This is a genomic window from Gilliamella sp. B3023 (assembly GCF_026536845.1).
GTDB lineage: Bacteria > Pseudomonadota > Gammaproteobacteria > Enterobacterales > Orbaceae > Gilliamella > Gilliamella apicola_E.
This window is the reverse complement of sequence record NZ_JAFNNH010000001.1, coordinates 275963-295785: the sequence shown is the minus strand read 5'-3', so window position 1 is coordinate 295785 and position 19823 is coordinate 275963. Positions and strand designations below refer to the sequence as shown.

The 19823-nt window shown below is 33.9% G+C and carries 18 protein-coding genes and 1 pseudogene; 4 read left to right on the top strand and 15 right to left on the bottom strand.

Going from position 1 to position 19823, the window contains the following annotated elements:
* Window positions 1–226: 226 nt before the first annotated feature.
* From purT to tsaE, 10 genes and pseudogenes are all read right to left on the bottom strand, one after another.
* Window positions 227–1408, bottom strand: a complete 1182-nt coding sequence (gene purT / locus J3U16_RS01455; protein WP_267330867.1) for a formate-dependent phosphoribosylglycinamide formyltransferase — start codon at window positions 1406–1408, stop codon at window positions 227–229.
* 81 nt (window positions 1409–1489) lie between these two features.
* On the bottom strand, window positions 1490–2788 hold the full coding sequence (locus J3U16_RS01450) for an adenylosuccinate synthase (protein WP_267330866.1): 1299 nt from the start codon (window positions 2786–2788) through the stop codon (window positions 1490–1492).
* A gap of 19 nt (window positions 2789–2807) precedes the next feature.
* On the bottom strand, window positions 2808–3770 hold the full coding sequence (gene hflC / locus J3U16_RS01445) for a protease modulator HflC (RefSeq protein ID WP_065561907.1): 963 nt from the start codon (window positions 3768–3770) through the stop codon (window positions 2808–2810).
* 10 nt (window positions 3771–3780) lie between these two features.
* On the bottom strand, window positions 3781–5010 hold the full coding sequence (gene hflK / locus J3U16_RS01440; protein ID WP_267330865.1) for an FtsH protease activity modulator HflK: 1230 nt from the start codon (window positions 5008–5010) through the stop codon (window positions 3781–3783).
* A 23-nt stretch (window positions 5011–5033) separates the two neighbouring features.
* Entirely contained in the window at window positions 5034–6329 is a 1296-nt protein-coding gene (gene hflX, locus J3U16_RS01435) for a ribosome rescue GTPase HflX (protein ID WP_065735273.1), read from the bottom strand.
* A 21-nt stretch (window positions 6330–6350) separates the two neighbouring features.
* Window positions 6351–6596 carry an RNA chaperone Hfq gene (gene hfq / locus J3U16_RS01430; protein WP_065561904.1) on the bottom strand — a complete coding sequence of 82 codons (246 nt, stop codon included), beginning with the start codon at window positions 6594–6596 and terminating at the stop codon, window positions 6351–6353.
* 311 nt (window positions 6597–6907) lie between these two features.
* The gene (gene miaA, locus J3U16_RS01425) at window positions 6908–7819 is read right to left on the bottom strand and encodes a tRNA (adenosine(37)-N6)-dimethylallyltransferase MiaA (protein WP_220225496.1); all 912 of its coding nucleotides are present in this window, start codon (window positions 7817–7819) and stop codon (window positions 6908–6910) included.
* On the bottom strand, window positions 7816–9669 hold the full coding sequence (gene mutL, locus J3U16_RS01420) for a DNA mismatch repair endonuclease MutL (protein WP_267342408.1): 1854 nt from the start codon (window positions 9667–9669) through the stop codon (window positions 7816–7818). Before mutL ends, miaA begins: the two co-directional genes overlap by 4 nt.
* Before the next feature lie 20 nt (window positions 9670–9689).
* A pseudogene (locus tag J3U16_RS01415) lies at window positions 9690–10382 on the bottom strand (N-acetylmuramoyl-L-alanine amidase); the annotation flags it as partial.
* A gap of 68 nt (window positions 10383–10450) precedes the next feature.
* Window positions 10451–10918 carry a tRNA (adenosine(37)-N6)-threonylcarbamoyltransferase complex ATPase subunit type 1 TsaE gene (gene tsaE / locus J3U16_RS01410; protein ID WP_267342407.1) on the bottom strand — a complete coding sequence of 156 codons (468 nt, stop codon included), beginning with the start codon at window positions 10916–10918 and terminating at the stop codon, window positions 10451–10453.
* Window positions 10919–11053: 135 nt separating this feature from the next.
* On the opposite strand from tsaE, the gene tusB reads away from it, so the two are divergent.
* From tusB to J3U16_RS01395, 3 genes are all read left to right on the top strand, one after another.
* Window positions 11054–11335, top strand: a complete 282-nt coding sequence (tusB, locus tag J3U16_RS01405; protein WP_065561899.1) for a sulfurtransferase complex subunit TusB — start codon at window positions 11054–11056, stop codon at window positions 11333–11335.
* Window positions 11336–11457: 122 nt separating this feature from the next.
* Window positions 11458–12021 (top strand): Sua5/YciO/YrdC/YwlC family protein, encoded by a 564-nt coding sequence (locus J3U16_RS01400; RefSeq protein ID WP_267337159.1) that lies wholly within the window; start codon window positions 11458–11460, stop codon window positions 12019–12021.
* Window positions 12022–12025: 4 nt separating this feature from the next.
* Entirely contained in the window at window positions 12026–13132 is a 1107-nt protein-coding gene (locus J3U16_RS01395) for an anhydro-N-acetylmuramic acid kinase (RefSeq protein WP_267330863.1), read from the top strand.
* A 6-nt stretch (window positions 13133–13138) separates the two neighbouring features.
* Here the strand turns inward: J3U16_RS01395 and kdgR are convergent, their stop codons facing one another.
* From kdgR to J3U16_RS01375, 4 genes are all read right to left on the bottom strand, one after another.
* Window positions 13139–13933 (bottom strand): DNA-binding transcriptional regulator KdgR, encoded by a 795-nt coding sequence (gene kdgR / locus J3U16_RS01390; protein ID WP_081299433.1) that lies wholly within the window; start codon window positions 13931–13933, stop codon window positions 13139–13141.
* 111 nt (window positions 13934–14044) lie between these two features.
* Window positions 14045–14365 carry a cupin domain-containing protein gene (locus J3U16_RS01385; protein ID WP_065561895.1) on the bottom strand — a complete coding sequence of 107 codons (321 nt, stop codon included), beginning with the start codon at window positions 14363–14365 and terminating at the stop codon, window positions 14045–14047.
* Between the two features lie 95 nt (window positions 14366–14460).
* On the bottom strand, window positions 14461–15255 hold the full coding sequence (locus J3U16_RS01380; protein WP_065735277.1) for a gluconate 5-dehydrogenase: 795 nt from the start codon (window positions 15253–15255) through the stop codon (window positions 14461–14463).
* A gap of 48 nt (window positions 15256–15303) precedes the next feature.
* On the bottom strand, window positions 15304–16476 hold the full coding sequence (locus J3U16_RS01375; RefSeq protein WP_065561894.1) for an oligogalacturonate lyase family protein: 1173 nt from the start codon (window positions 16474–16476) through the stop codon (window positions 15304–15306).
* A gap of 232 nt (window positions 16477–16708) precedes the next feature.
* Here J3U16_RS01375 and J3U16_RS01370 point away from each other — a divergent pair, with 232 nt between their 5' ends.
* Window positions 16709–17344, top strand: a complete 636-nt coding sequence (locus J3U16_RS01370; RefSeq protein ID WP_267330862.1) for an RpiB/LacA/LacB family sugar-phosphate isomerase — start codon at window positions 16709–16711, stop codon at window positions 17342–17344.
* A 224-nt stretch (window positions 17345–17568) separates the two neighbouring features.
* Here the strand turns inward: J3U16_RS01370 and J3U16_RS01365 are convergent, their stop codons facing one another.
* Window positions 17569–19812 (bottom strand): right-handed parallel beta-helix repeat-containing protein, encoded by a 2244-nt coding sequence (locus J3U16_RS01365; RefSeq protein ID WP_267342405.1) that lies wholly within the window; start codon window positions 19810–19812, stop codon window positions 17569–17571.
* Window positions 19813–19823 lie beyond the last annotated feature (11 nt).

Sequence of the window (19823 nt, the reverse complement as noted above, 5' to 3'; positions counted from 1 at the left end):
TGAGTCCGTAGACTTTTAATTTTTCGTCTCGCAAGTGCCCACACAGATTGTCTGTTTCTTCTTTTTAAAGAGCTGACAGCTTTAAATTTAACTAAACATTTTGTTGTTTTAGTTTGCTGTCTCAAGGGTTGCGTATGTTACTCACTTCACATGTTTACGTCAACCCCTATTTTGCAAAATTTGCTTTTTTTGGATTAAGTGATTGCTTTTTACACAAAGCAACGTCTTATAGGGTTATTTTTAACTGTTTTACGATAGCATCGGCTTTATTTATTGCTTCTTCCACTGTTACAGCACTAGCAAGTGCAACCCCCATTCTACGGCAACCTTCAACTTGTGGTTTGCCAAATAAACGTAAATCAGTATTTGGTTGACTTAATGCGTTATCTATATTTGTGAACGATACCTGTTTTGATTCACCTTCAACCATTATGACCACAGATGCACTAGCATGATATTGTTCAATAAGTGGAATAGGCAAGCCTAATATGGCTCTGGCATGTAAGGCAAACTCAGATAGATTCTGGGAAATTAAAGTTACCATTCCGGTATCATGAGGACGAGGCGATACTTCACTAAACCAAACTTTATCGCCTTTAACAAACAGTTCAACACCAAATAAACCGTGCCCGCCTAATGCTTCAGTTATTTTAGTTGCAATATCTTTTGCTTGCTCTAAAGCGTTACAAGACATTTGTTGAGGTTGCCAAGATTCCCGATAATCGCCTTTTTCCTGACGATGCCCAATCGGTTCACAATAAGAAACACCATTGATATGCCTAACTGTTAATAAGGTAATTTCGTAATCAAAGTCGATAAAACCTTCTATAATAACTTTACCGCCACCAGCTCGACCACCTTCTTGTGCATATTTCCAGGCTAATTGAAGATCAGCTTCACTGCGTAATAATGTTTGCCCTTTACCGGAAGAGCTCATCACTGGTTTAACTAAGCAGGGATAACCAATCTCTTTTACAGCATCTTTAAATTCTATTTCGGTTGAAGCAAACCGATAAGGTGAAGTTGGTAGATTTAGTTGTTCAGCAGCAAGGCGACGAATCCCTTCTCTATTCATGGTTAACGCTACTGCTTTTGCAGTAGGAATAACCGTAAATCCCTCTTGCTCTAACTCAACTAAAGTTTGCGTTGCAATGGCTTCAATTTCAGGAACAATAAAATCCGGTTTTTCCTGTTCAATAATTTTTCTCAGTTCATTACCATCTAGCATATTAATAATATGATAACGATGAGCAACTTGCATTGCTGGTGCATTAGCATAGCGATCAACAGCAATAACTTCACAACCAAACCTTTGTAGCTCTATCACAACTTCTTTAGCCAATTCACCTGCGCCACACAGCATAACTTTGGTTGAAGTGGGTGATAACGGCGTCCCTAATTTAGCCATAATGTCCTCATACTCAGTTAACTATTTTTAATATCCTAAAAATAAAAAATCGGGAAAACGCACCCGATTTTTTATTTACAATTACGCTTGATAAGGATCACGTAGAATCATGGTTTCACTACGATCCGGACCTGTTGATATAATATCAATTGGTGTTTCGGTTAATTCTTCAATTCGTTTGATATAGGATTTGGCTGCTTGTGGTAAAGCATCATAACTTTTAATACCAAACGTTGACTCGCTCCAACCAGGCATAGACTCATATACAGGTTTTACTAAACTCCAATCTTCAGCAGCAGCTGGTGCATTTTTGATGACATCACCATTTGGTAATTGATAACCAACACAGATTTTAACTTCTTTAAGACCATCTAAAACATCAAGTTTAGTTAAACAGAAACCAGAAACTGAATTTAGTTGTACGGCTTTTCGTACAGCAACCGCATCAAGCCAACCAGTACGACGACGACGACCAGTTGTTGCACCAAATTCATTACCTTGTTTGCAAAGATATTCACCCACATCATCAAATAATTCAGTTGGGAAAGGGCCTGCACCGACACGAGTAGAGTAAGCTTTAACAATACCTAAAACATAACCAACATAACGAGGACCAAAGCCTGATCCTGTTGCTACACCGCCAGCAGTAGTATTTGAAGAGGTAACAAAAGGATAAGTACCATGATCAATATCAAGTAAAGTACCTTGCGCCCCTTCAAACATGATTCTTTCGCCTTTTTTCCGAGCATCTTCTAATAGCGTCGGAATATCTGCAATCATAGCCACTAAAATATCTGCAATCGCTAATGTGTCATCAAGGACTTTTTGATAATCAACCGCTTCAACTTTATAGTAATTTACTAATTGAAAGTTGTGGTATTCCATAACTTCTTTCAATTTTTCAGCAAATGTTTGGCGATCACGTAAATCACCTACACGCAATCCACGACGAGCGACTTTATCTTCATATGCAGGACCAATACCTCGACCTGTAGTGCCTATCGCTTTATTACCACGTGCTTTTTCTCGAGCTTGGTCTAATGCTATATGATAAGGTAATATTAAAGGGCATGATTCTGAAATTAGAAGTCTCTCTTTAACAGGGATACCATTTTCCTCAAGCTCTTTCATCTCTTTCATAAGAGCATCAGGACAAAGCACAACGCCATTTGCGATGATGCTAATGACATCATTACGTAAAATACCTGATGGAATTAAATGTAATACTGTTTTTTCACCATTAATAACTAAGGTATGGCCAGCATTATGTCCGCCTTGATAACGTACCACATATTTTGCTTTTTCTGTGAGTAAATCAACAACTTTTCCTTTGCCTTCATCACCCCATTGTGTACCTAGCACAACAACATTATTACTCATAGTTTATTTACTCATTGTATTATTTGTTAGACTTTAGTTTCATATATTGGAAAAATTCACTATCAGGACTAATGACCATAACATCATTACCTGTAAAACTTTGTTCATAAGCTTTCAAACTACGAATAAAACTAAAAAATTCAATATCTTTACCAAAAGCTTCTGCATAAAGTTTAGCTGCATTTGCATCACCTTCACCACGAATAGATCGAGCTTGGCGCTCAGCTTCCGATATTATTTTAGTTTTTTCAAATGTAGCTTTCGCTCTTATTTCTTCAGCTTTTTTAACACCTTCATATCGTTTTTCACGGGCAATAATATCACGTTCAGCTCGCATGTTAGCATAAATTGATCCTGACACTTCAGCAGGGAAATTGATTTGTTTGATTCGAACATCGATCACAACTACCCCAAAGGACCTCAAACTGGCTTTACTATTTTCAGGATCTTTTTTCGCATCATTGACCAATTTATCGATTGGTAAATTTTCTTCAACATCTTGCGGTGAACCATTTAATGCATCTTTAACACTTGCCATTAATGAATTTCTTGATTTGGTATCAGCATTAGTATCATTAATGATATCTCGGTTACTTAATTTTCCTATTTCAGAACGCAAACGACCATTTAAACGAGCCAAGATTAAGTCATTAACATCATTACCACCAGCAATAGTTTCATAATAACGATTAAAATCTACAATTTTCCATTGCACAAAATAATCGACTATTAACTCTTTCTTATGAACGTTAAAAAAGCGCTTTTCGTTATTATTATTTGAGCTATTAGTGGTTTGTATTTTAGCGTCGATTATTTTAATGCTATCAACAAGAGGCATTTTAAAATGGAGACCCGGTTGAGATAACCCAATAATCTTATTAAAACGTAAAACCACACCACGCGTGCCTTCTTCAATCACATAAACACTTGAATAAAGCCCAACAATTAAAATTAAAACTATAGGAATCAATAATTTTCGCATTTTTCTCTCCTTATCGACCCATAGCTCGGTTACTTCGATTAATAGAACTATTATTTTGAGTTGCAGTGTTATGAGTGTTATCAGTTGTAGCGTTTTGTGCTTCATTGTTATTTTGAGAAGTACTATCAACTGTTTCTGAAGCTGCTGGCGGGTTGTTATTGCCATCACTACTTAAATTTGATAAGTTTGCTGATTCAGGTTCAATTTTATTTTTCATTAATTTTTCTAACGGCAATACCAATAAGTTACCACTCTTATCATTAACAATCACTTTTTGGGTTTTAGTTAATACTTTTTCCATTGTTTCAATATATAAACGATCTTTAGTAATTTCAGGCGCTGCTTTATATTGTGGTAATAATTTTTCAAACCGTGCAACATCACCAGCTGCTTCTAATTCAACTTGTACTTTATAAGCATTTGCATCTTCTAAAATAGTGGCAGAACGACCTTCCGCTTGCTGAATTAACTGCACTTTATATGCTTCAGCTTTTTTTATTTCCCGCTCACTATCATTTTGAGCTCGAATAGCATCAGCATAAGCATCTTGCACTTCGACAGGAGGACGCGCTACTTGGAAGTTAAGATCGACAATAGTAATACCCATATCATAATGAGAAATAACATTGATGAGTTCTTCTTTTGTACTGTTCTCTAGAACTGAGCGTCCATCTGAAATAATTGCATCAATATTAGAGCTCCCAATAGATGTTCTAAGCGCACTATCTGCTGCTTGACGTAAGCTATCTTCAACATTAGTTACATTAAATAAATATTTGATAGGATCACTAATTCGATATTGAACATTCATTTCAACAAAGACTAGATTTTCACCGTTATAACTAGTCGTTATAATATCACCCTGAACATTAAAGTTATAAGTTCCTTGGGTATCTACTTTATAAACTGTATCAATAAATGCTGGATTCCAATTTAAACCAGGTTGGATAATTTCAGGTTGAACTTGTCCAAAACGAGTTATTACACCTCGTTGGTTTTGGTTGATGGTATAAAAACCACTTACCCCCCAAATCAAAGCAAGCACTAAAATCATCGACATAATAATTTTAGAAGAATTCAAGTTAATATCTGAGGAACCTCGATTATTACTTGATCCACCTTTTTTTAAGAGATCTTTAATTTGATCAAATATTCCTCCCGACGAAGAATTGGAAGGTTTTTTGTTATTTCCCCATGGGTCGTTATCTTGTCCGTTATTGCCGGGCTGATTCCACGCCATATTTTATATGCTCCATTTAACAATTAGTTGTTATTTTGCGTATTGATTAAGTATAACAGATCTGGCTCTTGTTTACAGAGGCGATTCCATTCAATTAAAGGTATTCTTATATTTAGGTGAAAACTCCCATCATCTTCAATGACTTCATTCTCCACTGCATTTAATTTATATAGCCGACTTCTAAGTTTAGCTAAATAAGGAGGTAAGTTTAATTGGCAAACTTGAATTTGCCCAGAGAGCCTCTCTTTTAATGCGGTAAATAAAAGATCTAATCCTAAACTATTTTGAGCTGAAATCCAAACGCGAATTGGTACACCATTTTCGTCCCGATCAATACTCGGTTCCTTACCTTCTATTAAATCAATTTTATTCATCACTAACAAAGTAGGAATATCATGTGCATCAATTTCCAGTAATACCTCATCAACGGCATGAATATTATCTAATATATTAGGATCAGCTGCATCAACAACATGTAATAATAGTGATGCTTCCTGTGTTTCTAATAAAGTTGCTTTAAAAGCAGCAATAAGATCATGTGGTAAATGACGTATAAATCCGACTGTATCAGCTAAAACAACCTCTCCAACATCCTCAACATTAATGCGTCTTAAAGTCGGATCTAGCGTTGCAAACAATTGATCGGCAGCATAAACTTCAGCATTAGTTAATGCATTAAAGAGAGTCGATTTACCAGCATTTGTATAACCAACTAATGATACCGTTGATAAATCTGCTTTACTTCTAGATTGACGATTTTGATTGCGCTGTTTTTCAACTTTAGCAAGTCTTGATAAAATTAATTGAATACGATGGCGAATTAATCTTCTATCAGTTTCTAACTGAGTTTCACCTGGTCCACGAAGGCCAATTCCACCTTTTTGGCGTTCTAAATGAGTCCAACCACGAACTAATCGAGTAGATAAATATTGTAATTGTGCTAATTCAACTTGTAATTTACCTTCATGTGTTCTAGCGCGCTGAGCAAAAATATCGAGAATTAATCCAGTTCTATCTACTACGCGACATTCACATAATTGCTCAAGATTGCGTTCTTGGGTCGGTGTTAAAGTATGATTAACTAAAATGACTGAAGCATTTAGTTCTTTTACTTTATCGGCGATTTCTAATGCTTTTCCTTCACCAATAAAATATTTAGCTTGTGGGGACTTTTTTGAGGTTGTCACAATATCGAGAATTTCAATTTGAGCAGAAGAAACAAGCACTTCAAACTCTTTTAAATCCTCGATATCGCTTTCTTGAGGGAAGAATACATGGACTAATAAGGCAGATTCACCACCTTTATATCGCTCAAACAATCACATTCTCCACCCAACTAATTAGCTTTCGCTGTCCTCTTCAGGTTGTGATATCAATCCAGAAATTGGTCGTGATGGTACCACAGTTGAGATAGCGTGCTTATATACCATTTGGCTAACAGTGTTTTTTAATAAAATAACAAACTGATCAAATGATTCAATTTGTCCTTGTAATTTAATACCGTTAACTAAATAAATAGATACAGGAATATGCTCGCGACGAAGCAAATTTAAATAAGGATCTTGTAATGACTGCCCTTTTGACATGAGTTTATCCTTTAAGATGAAATAAAAATATAAAGATAAAATAAGTTTACAATCAACATAATAATTTAATTGATCGCAATATAAAATACTTATGTAGTATTTACCAAAATAACATAAAAAACTCAGCTCTTAAACTAATCAACAGTAATTTATGCACAAATAACTAAAAATTTAATAAATTAACGAAATTTATACAAACAAGTAACCTTAATCGTTAAGAAAAGTAGAAATTTTTTTAAGAAATGAAAAAATTTAGCGTATTATAATAACCAATAGAAAAAATACCAAAAACTATTACTACTATTTGTAACTTAAAAAATCTGATTAAGAACTGAATCTATATTATCATTATTTAACCATGTTATCGATTGTTTCCAACCTCTAAGCCATGTAATTTGCCTTTTTGCTAATTGGCGAGTAGCACAAATTCCTTTAAAAACCATTTCATCATAACTGGTATCGCCATTTAAATATTCCCACATTTGACGATACCCTACGCAACGTATAGAAGGTAGATTTAAATGAAGATCGGGGCGCTGCATAAGTTTTTTTACTTCATCTTCAAAGCCTTGATCTAGCATTTGTAAAAAGCGTTGTTCAATTCGTTGATGTAATTCTGCTCTATCTTCCGGCATGATAGCTAATTGCATAATATCATAAGGTAATGCATCACCACTTTCTTTAGTTAATTCAGTTAAACTTTTACCAGTAATAAGATAAACCTCTAATGCTCGATTAAGGCGTTGTGGATCATTGGGATGGATTCGCTGAGCTGATACAGGATCAACTTTTTTTAACTCCTCATGAATCGCTTGCCAACCTAATCGATTTGCTTTTTCCTCAATTTGATCGCGAATATCACTATTTGCCGCTGGAAGAGGAGAAAGTCCTTCGATTAACGCCTTAAAATACAACATTGTTCCACCAACTAATAATGGCGTTCGGCCATTACTTAATGATTTTTCAATTTCTACAATCGCATCATGCCTAAAGTTAGCAGCAGAATAACTTTCTGCAGGGTCACAAATATCAATAAGTTTATGTGGATATTTAAGTTGTTCTTCTTTAGTTGGTTTTGCACTGCCAATATCCATACCTCGATAAATAAGTGCGGAATCAACACTAATAATATCTATAGGATACTTGTCGTAAAGCGCCATGGCATAAGCAGTTTTACCCGATGCGGTTGGCCCCATTAACGAAATAATTTTTGGTTTATTCATGATAAAATTGATTGTGAAAAAGATTGAAGATCAATCGGATATAAAAAGCTATCTTGTTGTAATAAATTAATATCTATCTGTTCTAATTGTACTAATAACTCGATAGCTTTAGTTACATTCCAATTTTCAACAGAATCATCTCCACAATTTTCAACTAACCAAGCTATAATTTGCGTTGGATCAAGCACATCCTTACCGGATGATAAAAGAAACGAAATTAAAGTTGGTAATAATTTTTGCCAATTTGTAGTTCTTAACATTTTTGGCACATTATGCAAATGCAATTTTGCTTTATCAATATAAAAATCAAAGCCTAAAAACTTCAATTGTTCTTGATAATCATTTAATACTTTTTGTTCTTTCTTATTAATTAAAATTGTCAATGGAATGAGTAATCTTTCTGACTCGTTAGATAATAATTTAACTGAATTTACTTTCTGTTGAGCAACCGACAACTTCATTAACATGAACTTTTGTTGATTATCTTCTGATTTTTCAATTAAGGCTATATCTGGTTGAATAACCGTTAATACTTTACCAAATTGTACTAGTGAAGATCTATCAATTTGCTGATGTAGTGATTGCAAAGGTACATTTCGTTTAGGAAACAATCCCTCAATAACCGCTTGTTGTGGTGCAGTTATAGAACTATCATCATCCGATAATTCAAAAGATTTTAAGAGCGTTTTTTCTATTGCTCCTTTTAACTTAGTATCAACCAATTGCCCATATAGTCTATTTTCTTTAACATGATTAATAGCTTTTTTAGGTAATGCGCTAGTTGGTGAATAAGTTTTATTCTCAGTTTTATTATTAAAAATATTCTCACCAGCTGCTTGTCGATTCGGCATCATTAGCACATTTTCGTCATTGGCAAGTTGTTGGTTTGACTCAAGCGCCATGACAATAGCTTGATAAACAAAGTCATGCACCAATCTTGCTTCATGAAAACGCACTTCATGCTTAGCTGGGTGAACATTCACATCAATTTGTTTAGGGTCGATCTGTAAAAAAATGACATAACTCTGTTGTTCATTAGTCCGGCTACTATAAGCTTGACGCAAAGCATGATTAATTAATTTATCTTTTATTACCCGCCCATTAACATAAAAATATTGCAACTCACTCACTTCACTGCTACTTACCCATCCTTGGATGAATAAATCATTATGTTGCCAATCTAATTTTATCGCTTTTTGAACAAATGTACGTCCACAAACTAATTCAACACGTTTTTCAAGAAGTGATTCTCGATACTGTTTGACGAGTTTCCCATTGTGCTGCAAATTAAAAGTAATATCAGGTCTAGCAAGTGCAATTCGACGAACAAACTCCTCAATATGCATAAATTCTGTTTTATCAGTTTTAAGAAAGCGACGTCTAGCAGGCGTATTGTAAAACAGATCAAGAACTTCAACCGTTGTTCCAACAGGATGTGCAGCCGGTTTAATTGTTGGTTTCATTTCACGACCTTCAGCATAAACTTGCCATGCCTCAGACTGATCGGCTGTGCGTGAAGTTAAGGTTAACCGAGCAACAGAACTGATACTTGCCAGCGCTTCACCACGAAACCCCAAACTCATTATGGTATCTAAATCATCCAACGTATTAATTTTGCTGGTTGCATGGCGAGCTAAAGCTAATGCCAATTCATCTTTAGCAATACCATTACCATTATCACGAATACGAATTAATTTACTGCCACCTTGTTCAACATCAATATCAATTTGAGTACTACCAGCATCAATGCTGTTTTCAACTAACTCTTTGATCACCGATACTGGTCGTTCAACCACTTCACCAGCAGCGATTTGGTTAGCTAATTGAGGAGATAATATATGAATAGCCATTAATGCTGTTTTCCAAATTTAGGGTTCTGTTTGACATAATTTTTTATACCTTGATAAATCAATTTAGCAATTTTATCTTGGTGGGCATTACTTGCTAACAAACTTTCTTCAGTTTCGTTAGTAATAAATCCAACTTCAATTAATATTGAAGGGATATCAGGTGAACGCAATACACCTAAACTTGCATGTTCAGGCCTATTCTTATGCAATTTAATAACACCTTTCATCTCTTTTAAAACCTGAGTTGCTAATTCATAGCCAACCTGCTGTGAATATGAAAACTGTAAATCTAATACTGCTTGGCTTAAATTTTGGTCATGATCATCACTTAATGCGTCACCTGCACCACCTAATAATTGCGATTGTTTTTCATCTTGTTCAAGCCAGCGCCCCAATTCTGTATCCGCTCGCTTAGTAGATAATACCCAAACTGATGCACCAGACGCGCTACGATTAGGTGCGGCATCTGCATGGATAGAAATTAATAAGTTTGCTTTACTTCTACGGGCAATATCAGAACGTTGAGGAACAGAAATAAAATTGTCTGTGCTACGCGTTAATACTCCTTTAAAATTAGGATCTTTATTCAATAAATTAGTTAATTTTTTTGCTATCGAAATGGTGACATTTTTTTCGTATAACTTATTTTTACCAACGGCACCAGAATCCTTACCACCATGACCAGCATCAACAGCAATGATAACTTGTGAAGCATAAACTGAGCCACAAAGCAGTAATAATATAAAAAAAGTGAGTATTTTTTTCATTTTTTTCGCTAATTTTATTGGTTAATAATAGCTTGCCCTTTTTCACTGTTTGCTTGTAAACAAACTGTGCGTTCAAGCGCCAAATAAGCCAAATGAATTTCAATATCAGCAGGAGGTAAAATACCTTCAGCCTGCATAGGCCACTCAATTAAACAAATTGATTTCGATGAAAAATATTCACGAATCCCCATAAACTCTAACTCTTCTGGATCAGCTAATCGATATAAGTCAAAGTGATATACTGAAAACATATCAAATTGATAAGGTTCAACAAGAGTATAAGTCGGACTTTTAACATTTCCGACATGTCCGAGCTGCTGCAAAAAGCCACGGCAAAATGTTGTTTTACCAGCACCAAGATCGCCTATCAGATAGATAACAATTGCACTATCATGATTAGACAAATATTTTAAACACTGCTCAGCCAATTGTTGACCAAACAAAATTGTTTCTTGTTCATTGGCTAAAATAATGGGTTTCATGACGAATTCTTTGCTCAATAAATAGTCCTTATTATATACTAATAAAGATGTACCAAGTAAAATTAACTCTAATTTATATCAAAAAAAGTTGAGGAACGGGGTTTTTGAAGGGTAATTTAAAGGTAAAAGGAACAAATGCTACATACCATCACAACAAATAACCAATCAACAATTGATCCAACGCTAATTTCAGCGCAAGATGCAGTACTTTTCTGGCAAAATGGCGTAATTATAGCTTGTCAAAATAATCCCATATTGAAGGCTATTTTACAAAATACCCAAAATTGTTTTGTGCTTGATAATGATATTAATGCTCGTAGTTTAGCTTCACTAATAGATCCAAGAGTAAAAATAATCAGTATGCAGCAGGTTGTTGATTTAACTGTTAACTATTTCCCACAAATGAATTGGGAGTAATTTGACTAATTATCTTAAACCAGTATTTATCTTAATATCACTGCTACCATCTTCAATTTGCAAATAGGCTTACCTCAGTTTAATATAATTTTTAACAATAGTTGGTAAACATACAAAATTTAATGGCAAACTTATTAAGTCTTTTAGAAATCAATTCATTATTAAAAAAAGGTGAAGTGGTTGCTTATCCAACTGAAGCTGTTTTTGGTTTAGGTTGTGATCCCGATTGTGAATCAGCAGTTTTTAAATTGTTAAAATTAAAACAACGTTCAGTTGAAAAAGGTTTAATTTTAATTGCGAGTCACTATGAACAACTGATCCCTTATATTGATCAATCGGCTTTGACTCAAGTTCAAAAACAGATGGCTATTGATAGTTGGCCCGGTCCTAATACTTGGGTTTTTCCGAAAAATGTTAATACACCAAATTTTTTGAGCGGAAAATATCATTCTATCGCCGTTCGCGTTACTGATCATCCATTAGTATGTAAACTTTGTGATTTATTTGGTAAGCCATTAGTTTCGACCAGTGCCAACCTTTCTGGTCATCAATCTTGTAAAACAGCAATAGAAGTTGCAAACCAATTTGGTCAATTTTTTCCAATTTTAGATGGTAAAACCGGTGAGCGTTCACAACCATCAATCATCCGGGATGTCCAAACTGGCACTATCATTCGACAAGGATAATATTATGCAAAATTTATACATTGGCGTAATGTCAGGTACCAGTATGGATGGTGTTGATATTGCATTAGTTGATATTACTGATGGGAATATTACTTCGATTGCTAGTGATTGCTACCCAATGCCAACTGAAATTAAAAGCCAATTATTAACGCTTTGTAATAGTAAGCAAACTACATTACAAGCGCTCGGTGAGCTTGATCACCAACTTGGTATGCTTTACGCAAAAAGCATTGATCAGTTTATAAAGCAAAATCATATTGATAAAAAACAAGTTAAAGCCATTGGTTGCCATGGACAAACTATTTATCATTCTCCTAATAGCCAACATCCCTTTACTATGCAAATTGGTGATGCCAATATCATTGCTGCTAAAACAGGCATTACAACAATTGCTGATTTTCGTCGTAAAGATATGGCTTATGGTGGCCAAGGAGCACCATTAGTTCCGGCTTTTCACAAAGCGATATTCTTAAATCCGTCAATTAACTGTGTTGTTTTAAATATTGGTGGTATTAGCAATATTTCCGTTCTAATACCAGGCCAACCTGTAATTGGTTATGACACTGGGCCAGGCAATGTTTTACTTGATAGTTGGATAAATAAAAATCTAGGAAAAAACTACGATAAAGACGGTTTATGGGCCAAATTAGGAAAGGTAGATCAACGTTTATTAAATGCGTTATGTGATGAAAATTATTTTCAACTACCAGCCCCCAAAAGTACTGGTAGAGAATTATTTAATTTAACTTGGCTTAACCAAAAACTCAGTAACTTCAATCTAAACGCTCAAGATATTCAAGCAACACTCGTTGAATTTACTGCTACCACTGTTGCTCATGAGATTAATAAATTATCAATAAATGCTCATTTACCTTGTCAATTGCTAGTTTGTGGCGGAGGGGCAAAAAATCCTCTGATTATGAAACGATTGTCAGCATTATTACCAAAATGGGAAGTTTTGACCACAGATGTGAAAGGGGTAAGCAGTGACGATATGGAAGCGATTGCTTTCGCTTGGCTTGCATATTGTAGGATGAATAATATTCCATCTAATATTCCAGAAGTAACTGGAGCAAACCAAGCGGTAAGCTTAGGAGTTATTTATCAATAATAACCTTTAATCTGATAATTTTGATTGCTTATTATAACCAATTAGTTCAGATATTTTAGCGGCAGCTTGGCTAATTTCACCGACAAGTTTAGCTTCATCTTCTGCTGTATTACATCTAAAGATAGAGGTTGATAAACTTAAGGCTGCAATAATATTACCTAAACGATTATAAATTGGCACAGCAAAACAACGTAAACCAAGCTCTGATTCTTCATCATCTTTGCCATAACCTAAACGTTTAACTTCATCAAGTTCAGCAAAAAATGCCTCTTTATTAGTGATTGTTTTAGGTGTGTATTGAACAAAATTAATGCCGTTTACTAAACTTTTTTTGCTTTCATCATCTAACCAAGCCAATAAAACCTTACCTAATCCACTGGCATGTACAGTTGCTTGATTACCAATTTTAGAGGTTAAACAAAGACTATACTGTTCAGATGCCACTTTATTAATATAAATAATTTGGTCACCTTCACGAACGGCTAAATGGATCGTTTCTTTAGTTTTATCCCTTAGCTTTCTCATTTCTAAATCAGCAATAGCTAAAAAGTTTTGGTGATAAAGTACACGGTTGCCTAAATCAAGTAATTTTAAATTAAGAGAATATTTATCTGAATCTTCTTCTTGATTAACATAACCTAATGATTTCATGGTTTGTAAAAAACGATAGGCTGTGCTTTTGGGCATCATTACTTTTTGCGATAATTCTGATATAGCAATGTCTTTAGATTCGGATAAAGCTTCTAAAATTCCGAAAACTTTTAAAACCGAAGCAACCGATTCTGGTGAGCTATCATTCATTATTAGCACATCTCCTTACTAAAAATTAGTCATTATTCTATTATTAAATGATCAACTAGAACAAATCAAAATTATCGAAAGTATATCATAATTAATAATGAACTAGCTATTTTATAAAAAATCTAATCTTTGAGGAGTAAACATATCAAGCAAAACGCCAGCTTGTTTGCAAACACAACCATGTTCAATATTGGGTTTTTTATATAATGTATCACCAGCACGAACAATCTTAGTCTCATCACCGATAGTAAATTCAAATTCACCAGACAAAACATAGGTTAGTTGTTCATGTGGATGATGATGCATCGCACCAATTGCGCCAGTTTCAAAATGAACTTCAACCGCCATCATATTACCATCATGAGCTAAAATTTTACGTTTAACCCCATTTCCTAAATCAATTAATTCAATATCTGAATTAAAACAAAACATGACATTACTCCTAAATTTATAAAAAAACAGAGATAATAAATAATATCCTTTTATTTTATTATCTCTTAAATTATCTAATTTTTAACCTTATTTTATTAAGGTTGTTTACCGATATAAGCTAAAATACCACCATCAACATAAAGAATATGGCCGTTAACAAAATTTGATGCTTCCGATGCTAAAAATACGGCTGCACCAGCTAAATCATCAGGAGTCCCCCATCGGCCTGCCGGTGTTTTAGCAATAATGAACTGATCAAATGGGTGACGAGAACCATCTGCTTGTTTTTCACGTAATGGCGCAGTTTGAGGAGTGGCAATATAACCTGGACCAATACCGTTACATTGAATATTGGCATGACCAAATTCAGAACAGATATTTTTGGTTAACATTTTTAAACCACCTTTAGCCGATGCATAACCAACAACCGTTTCACGGCCAAGTTCACTCATCATTGAACAGATGTTGATAATTTTGCCACTTCCTTTTTTGATCATTGAAGGAAGGACTGCTTTTGCCATAATAAATTGACCTGTTAAGTCGATATCAATAATTTTACGATAATCAGCCGCACTTGTTTCAAGCATTGATTTGCGTTGAATAATACCAGCATTGTTGACTAAAATATCAATCACACCATGTTCTTTTTCAATTTGAGCAATCGATTTTTCAACAGCAGCTTCATCCGTAATATCAAATAGATAGCCATGGGCATCAATACCAGCTGCTTTATAAGCATCAAGTCCTTTTTGTAAATTTTCAGGCACGACATCATTAAATACGATTTTCGCTCCGGCACCGGCTAATGATTTTGCTATCTCAAAACCGATGCCATAAGAAGCGCCCGTTACCAGCGCTATTTTATTGTTGAGTGAAAATTTATTTAAAATCGACATAATTATATTCTCCGTTATAGTTATGATAGACAAAAAGGTCTATCACATTTCTTCTAATATGTTAGCTGGCACTTTAGTTAAATAAAGTGCAGGTTCATCTTGTGCATCACATGAATATAAAACGTATTTATTATCAGGTGAAAATGATGGATGAGGGTGAGTAACTTGACGATCACCATCTAAAACTCGCCATGTACTATTATGCTTAACCAACTTATGAGCTGTTTTTGTTTTAGGTGCTAAAATATAAAGCCATGGATCATTTTCAATTTTATAGCCACTTGTATCAATTACATCAACAGGACTGCCTGTTCCATCACCAATATAAAGAGTGCCATCAAAATTACTCATTAAGTGCGAACAAGCTGGCATCTCCATAATTTCTTTATCTTCATCAGTTACCGGATTATAAAGACGAATATATCGTTCTTGTTGCCCTTTCATATAAGATACATAAGCTAATCCAGAACCATCTGGAACCCAAAATTCATGAGTGCAACTTTCACCAGGTAAATTATCATGCGCTTTTCGTTCATTTTTACCATCACGATCAACCAACCAAATTCTTGCATCAACTAAATCATGAGGACCTTCATGGCAAAATGCGATAGTTTTATCATCAAAAGGTCTAAAAATTGGGTGACCTAGCCATACATTCTGATCAATAACTGTTTTAGCTACACCTGTTTCAATGTCAATCTTGATTAAACGGCAATGTGGATTCTTATCATAAAATGCTTTAAATATTGTCCAATCGGTAAGTGGTGTCCAATCTTTTTTATCAATTTCAATTCCAACAATTTCATTACAATCACTATTAGCAACCCATGTGCCGTAACCAACCCATTCATCAGGAACAGTATAAACATTTTTTTCTTCTAACGTTTCAAGATTAACTTGTTGTAAGTTGCGTTCATTTTTAACATAGTACAAAAATTTATCATCTGGTGATAAAAAACCACCGAAAGTATTATCGCCAGGTCCTTCAGTAAGTTGTTTTGCTGTTTGTTTTTCAATATCGAGTAAATAATAGTTACGATGAGTATCAAATTCACCAGCAAAAAGTAATTTTTGACCATCATTGGTAAAACATTTTTGATAAAAATAATTACGGTGGCATAAAATACCTTCTGGCGTTAACCGAATAATTTCATTTTTTGAATCTTCATCTGTAAATGATGAATATGATAGCCTTACGATATTCCCCTTAGCCATATGAACTCCCTGAATATAAATATAATTAAATGTTTAAAAGATTTTCATTTATTAAATATAGTAATATAAAAATTAAGACGTTTTTGTGACTTTCATCACATTGCAATAAATTTATTAAAACATCGTTTTATTTTAGTTAAAAAAATTGATATATTTTTGGGTAGGATTATAATGAAAACGAAATGTACTAATATGCAATTAGTTATTATTTCTATCAAAATAGAGGAAAATCATGAAAATAGCACTAATGAACGAATTTAGCCAAGCTGCTAAAAATCCAATTATTTTAAATGAATTAAAAAACGCAACTGAGAAATATGGACATACTGTTTTTAACGTTGGCATGGATGGCGACAATGATAAAAAATTAACTTATGTTCATTTAGGTATTATTAGCGCTATTTTATTAAACAGTAAAGCCGTTGATTTTGTTATCACAGGTTGTGGAACAGGACAAGGCGCATTAATGGCGTTAAATGCATTCCCTGGTGTTAACTGTGGTTATTGTATTGAACCTACTGATGCTTATTTATTTGCACAAGTAAATAATGGTAATGCGTTATCACTTGCTTTTGCTAAAGGCTTTGGTTGGGGTGCAGAACTCAATGCTCGTTATATTTTTGAAAAAGCATTTGATGGCGAAAAAGGATTGGGTTATCCACCTGAGCGTCGTGAATCTCAAAATGCTAATGCTGTAATTTTAAATGATATGAAAAATGCAGCAGGAAAAAGTTTAATTGATGCATTGAAATCAATTGATCAATCATTACTTAAAGATGCGATCAGAGGTGAGCGTTTCCAAAAATGTTTATTTGAAAATAGTCAAGATCCTGAAATAACCAATTATATCAAAAGCTTACTAGCTTAATTTAGAGTTTACTACATCCTTCAATTTTGTGCCATTTCAACTTAACTGGTGAAATGGCTCAATTCACTATTTTTAATCGTTTCTAACTTAATAGAATAAATTCTAATGTATTTTTCATTAACAAATGATTAAACCGATTTAATTTAAAAATAGAGGAATGAGATTGCTGATTGAAAAGATTAAAAGTGCTAAATCTTACTAGATCTAGCACTCTATTATTTTAATTATTTAGCTTTATTTTTTTCGATTAGCGTTTTTAGCTCTTTTGGTAACACTATATTACCGTTTTTATCTCGAGTGATTTTAAAGTCACTATTTCCTTTCCATAATTGATTGCTGGTTACAGATTTAAAATCTTTACTTTTAATCTGTGGTCCAAATGAATCTTTTATCGCTGATTGCCAGCTATCACGAATAGAATAATTGTGTTCAAAAATGACCACTGGTTTTAAAAATTCATAAGGATTAGCACGTAAAATATAATTATACCTCGCACTATTGATCGAAATATTATTATTCATGATATAAGAACCAGTATTAAAATTATCAGTAAAGCCATCCATATTATTATTTAAGGAAATTGAATTGATAATTTTATGATTTACCGGTTGACCTTCTGCTCCTAATTTAAAGCCATTACCTATACTCCCTTTAGCAATATTGGGTTTTGAAAAAGGAAAACCGTTTGAATATGTAACAGAACTATCAATTAATACCGGATCATTTGGGCCATCTTCAATCTTGTTATAAAGATCGAAACCATCATCAGTATTATTATGAGCAATACACCCTCTAAATACATTCCCTTTACCAACACCCAATTTAGCGGCAAAACCATCAGCATTTTTACCTGATTTATCCATATTATTATAAGAATCAGAGTTAAGAATTAGGTTATAAGATGGCCAATAAATTCGATTTTGATTTTTCTTTTTAGCTGAGATTGCCAAACCTGTATCACTATTATTACGTGTAATAACTTGATCAATCACATTATGACTGCCCGAAATTCTTAAATAAGCTGGTTTATTATCTTTATCATCAATATTTCCATCAAAGATAACCTGCTTAATAGACCAATAGTTGCTATCTAAATTAAACGTAGTGTTAATAAAAATCGCTTTATGCTTATTAATGGCTTGTATGGTTTTTAATTTACCGGGTAATCCACTTAATTGAGCCGGAAGAGTTATGCCGTCATAATAACCATCCATCAAATGAATAACACCGCCCGGTTCAACGCTATTAACAGCCGTTTCGAAATCAACCGGTGATTGTTTGGTACCTTTATTATCCTTTTTACCTTCTGGCGAAACAATAATATTAGATAAATTTTCAATCGATGATTTATTTAGATTAATTGTAAAAATTTGAGTATTATTTTTAGCATTATCAGTAAACTCAACAGTAAAGGTATTAGTTCCATCTTTTAGCTGAGCTGGAAACTGTAATAACTTACCAACTTCCGCATTCAACGTTTTATTAATTTCTTTAACAAATACGGTACCTGAAGTATTTGGAAAAAATTGTAATGTATAATTTTTACTATATACATCATTTGGTGATGATAAAATTAACGTTGGTTTAACATCAACAATTACCTCAGGTTTAGCGGGTAATTTATCATAATCAACCGTTATATCACTGAGGGTTAATTTAGAATTTTTGAACTCAACTTTTGCGTTTCTAGAAGCAAAAAAGCCGACATAAATATTTTTGTTATCTTGTTGATTTAAGAATCCTGAATAATCATTGGTTGCCCACTGTTTCTCTTCACCAGTCGCATTATTTTTCATCGATAAGATAAATTGATCTGCCGTTCTGGTCATTGTTAAATGCATACTTTTAACATCAACATAATTAACATTTTCAACATAACCAACTTTCTCAATTGATATGCCTTCATTACCCCATGCTTTTTTTACACCATCACGTACTAAGCCGGTTACTTTTACTAAATTATCATTTTTTTGATTTTGAGTAATTAATGCATTCATAATTACATTTGAAGCATTTGGAAACTCCTCATAACCAGCCGGCTGAGGATCACTTCTAGCTACGCCAATAGTATCACGAGCAAATAAACCCACCGCTTCTTGAGCGGCAGGCGTTTTTCCATCCACTTCAGGTCCTATTTGCTCTAAGGTAACATCACTTTCTAAAATAAAAGTTTGATTAACGGGTAATTGAGTATAAAAAACCACCATTCCATCATGCGAGTTAGCAATTTTACCGCCTCGACTTTCTAAATAGAAATCTGACGGTAATTGATAAGGTTGATTTGGAACTAAATAATCTTTTTGACCAGCAATCCATGCATTATTGGTTCCCACTTTTTCAGGCTTGATAAGTGAGGCAAAATTTAAGTCAGTCGATTGGCCAAATGCTATCGCTTTCCACTCTTGTGCAGAAGCTGCGCTAACATAAAGCGAAGACAGACAAAGTATTGAAGTTAATATTTTTTTCATTATGGGTCCTA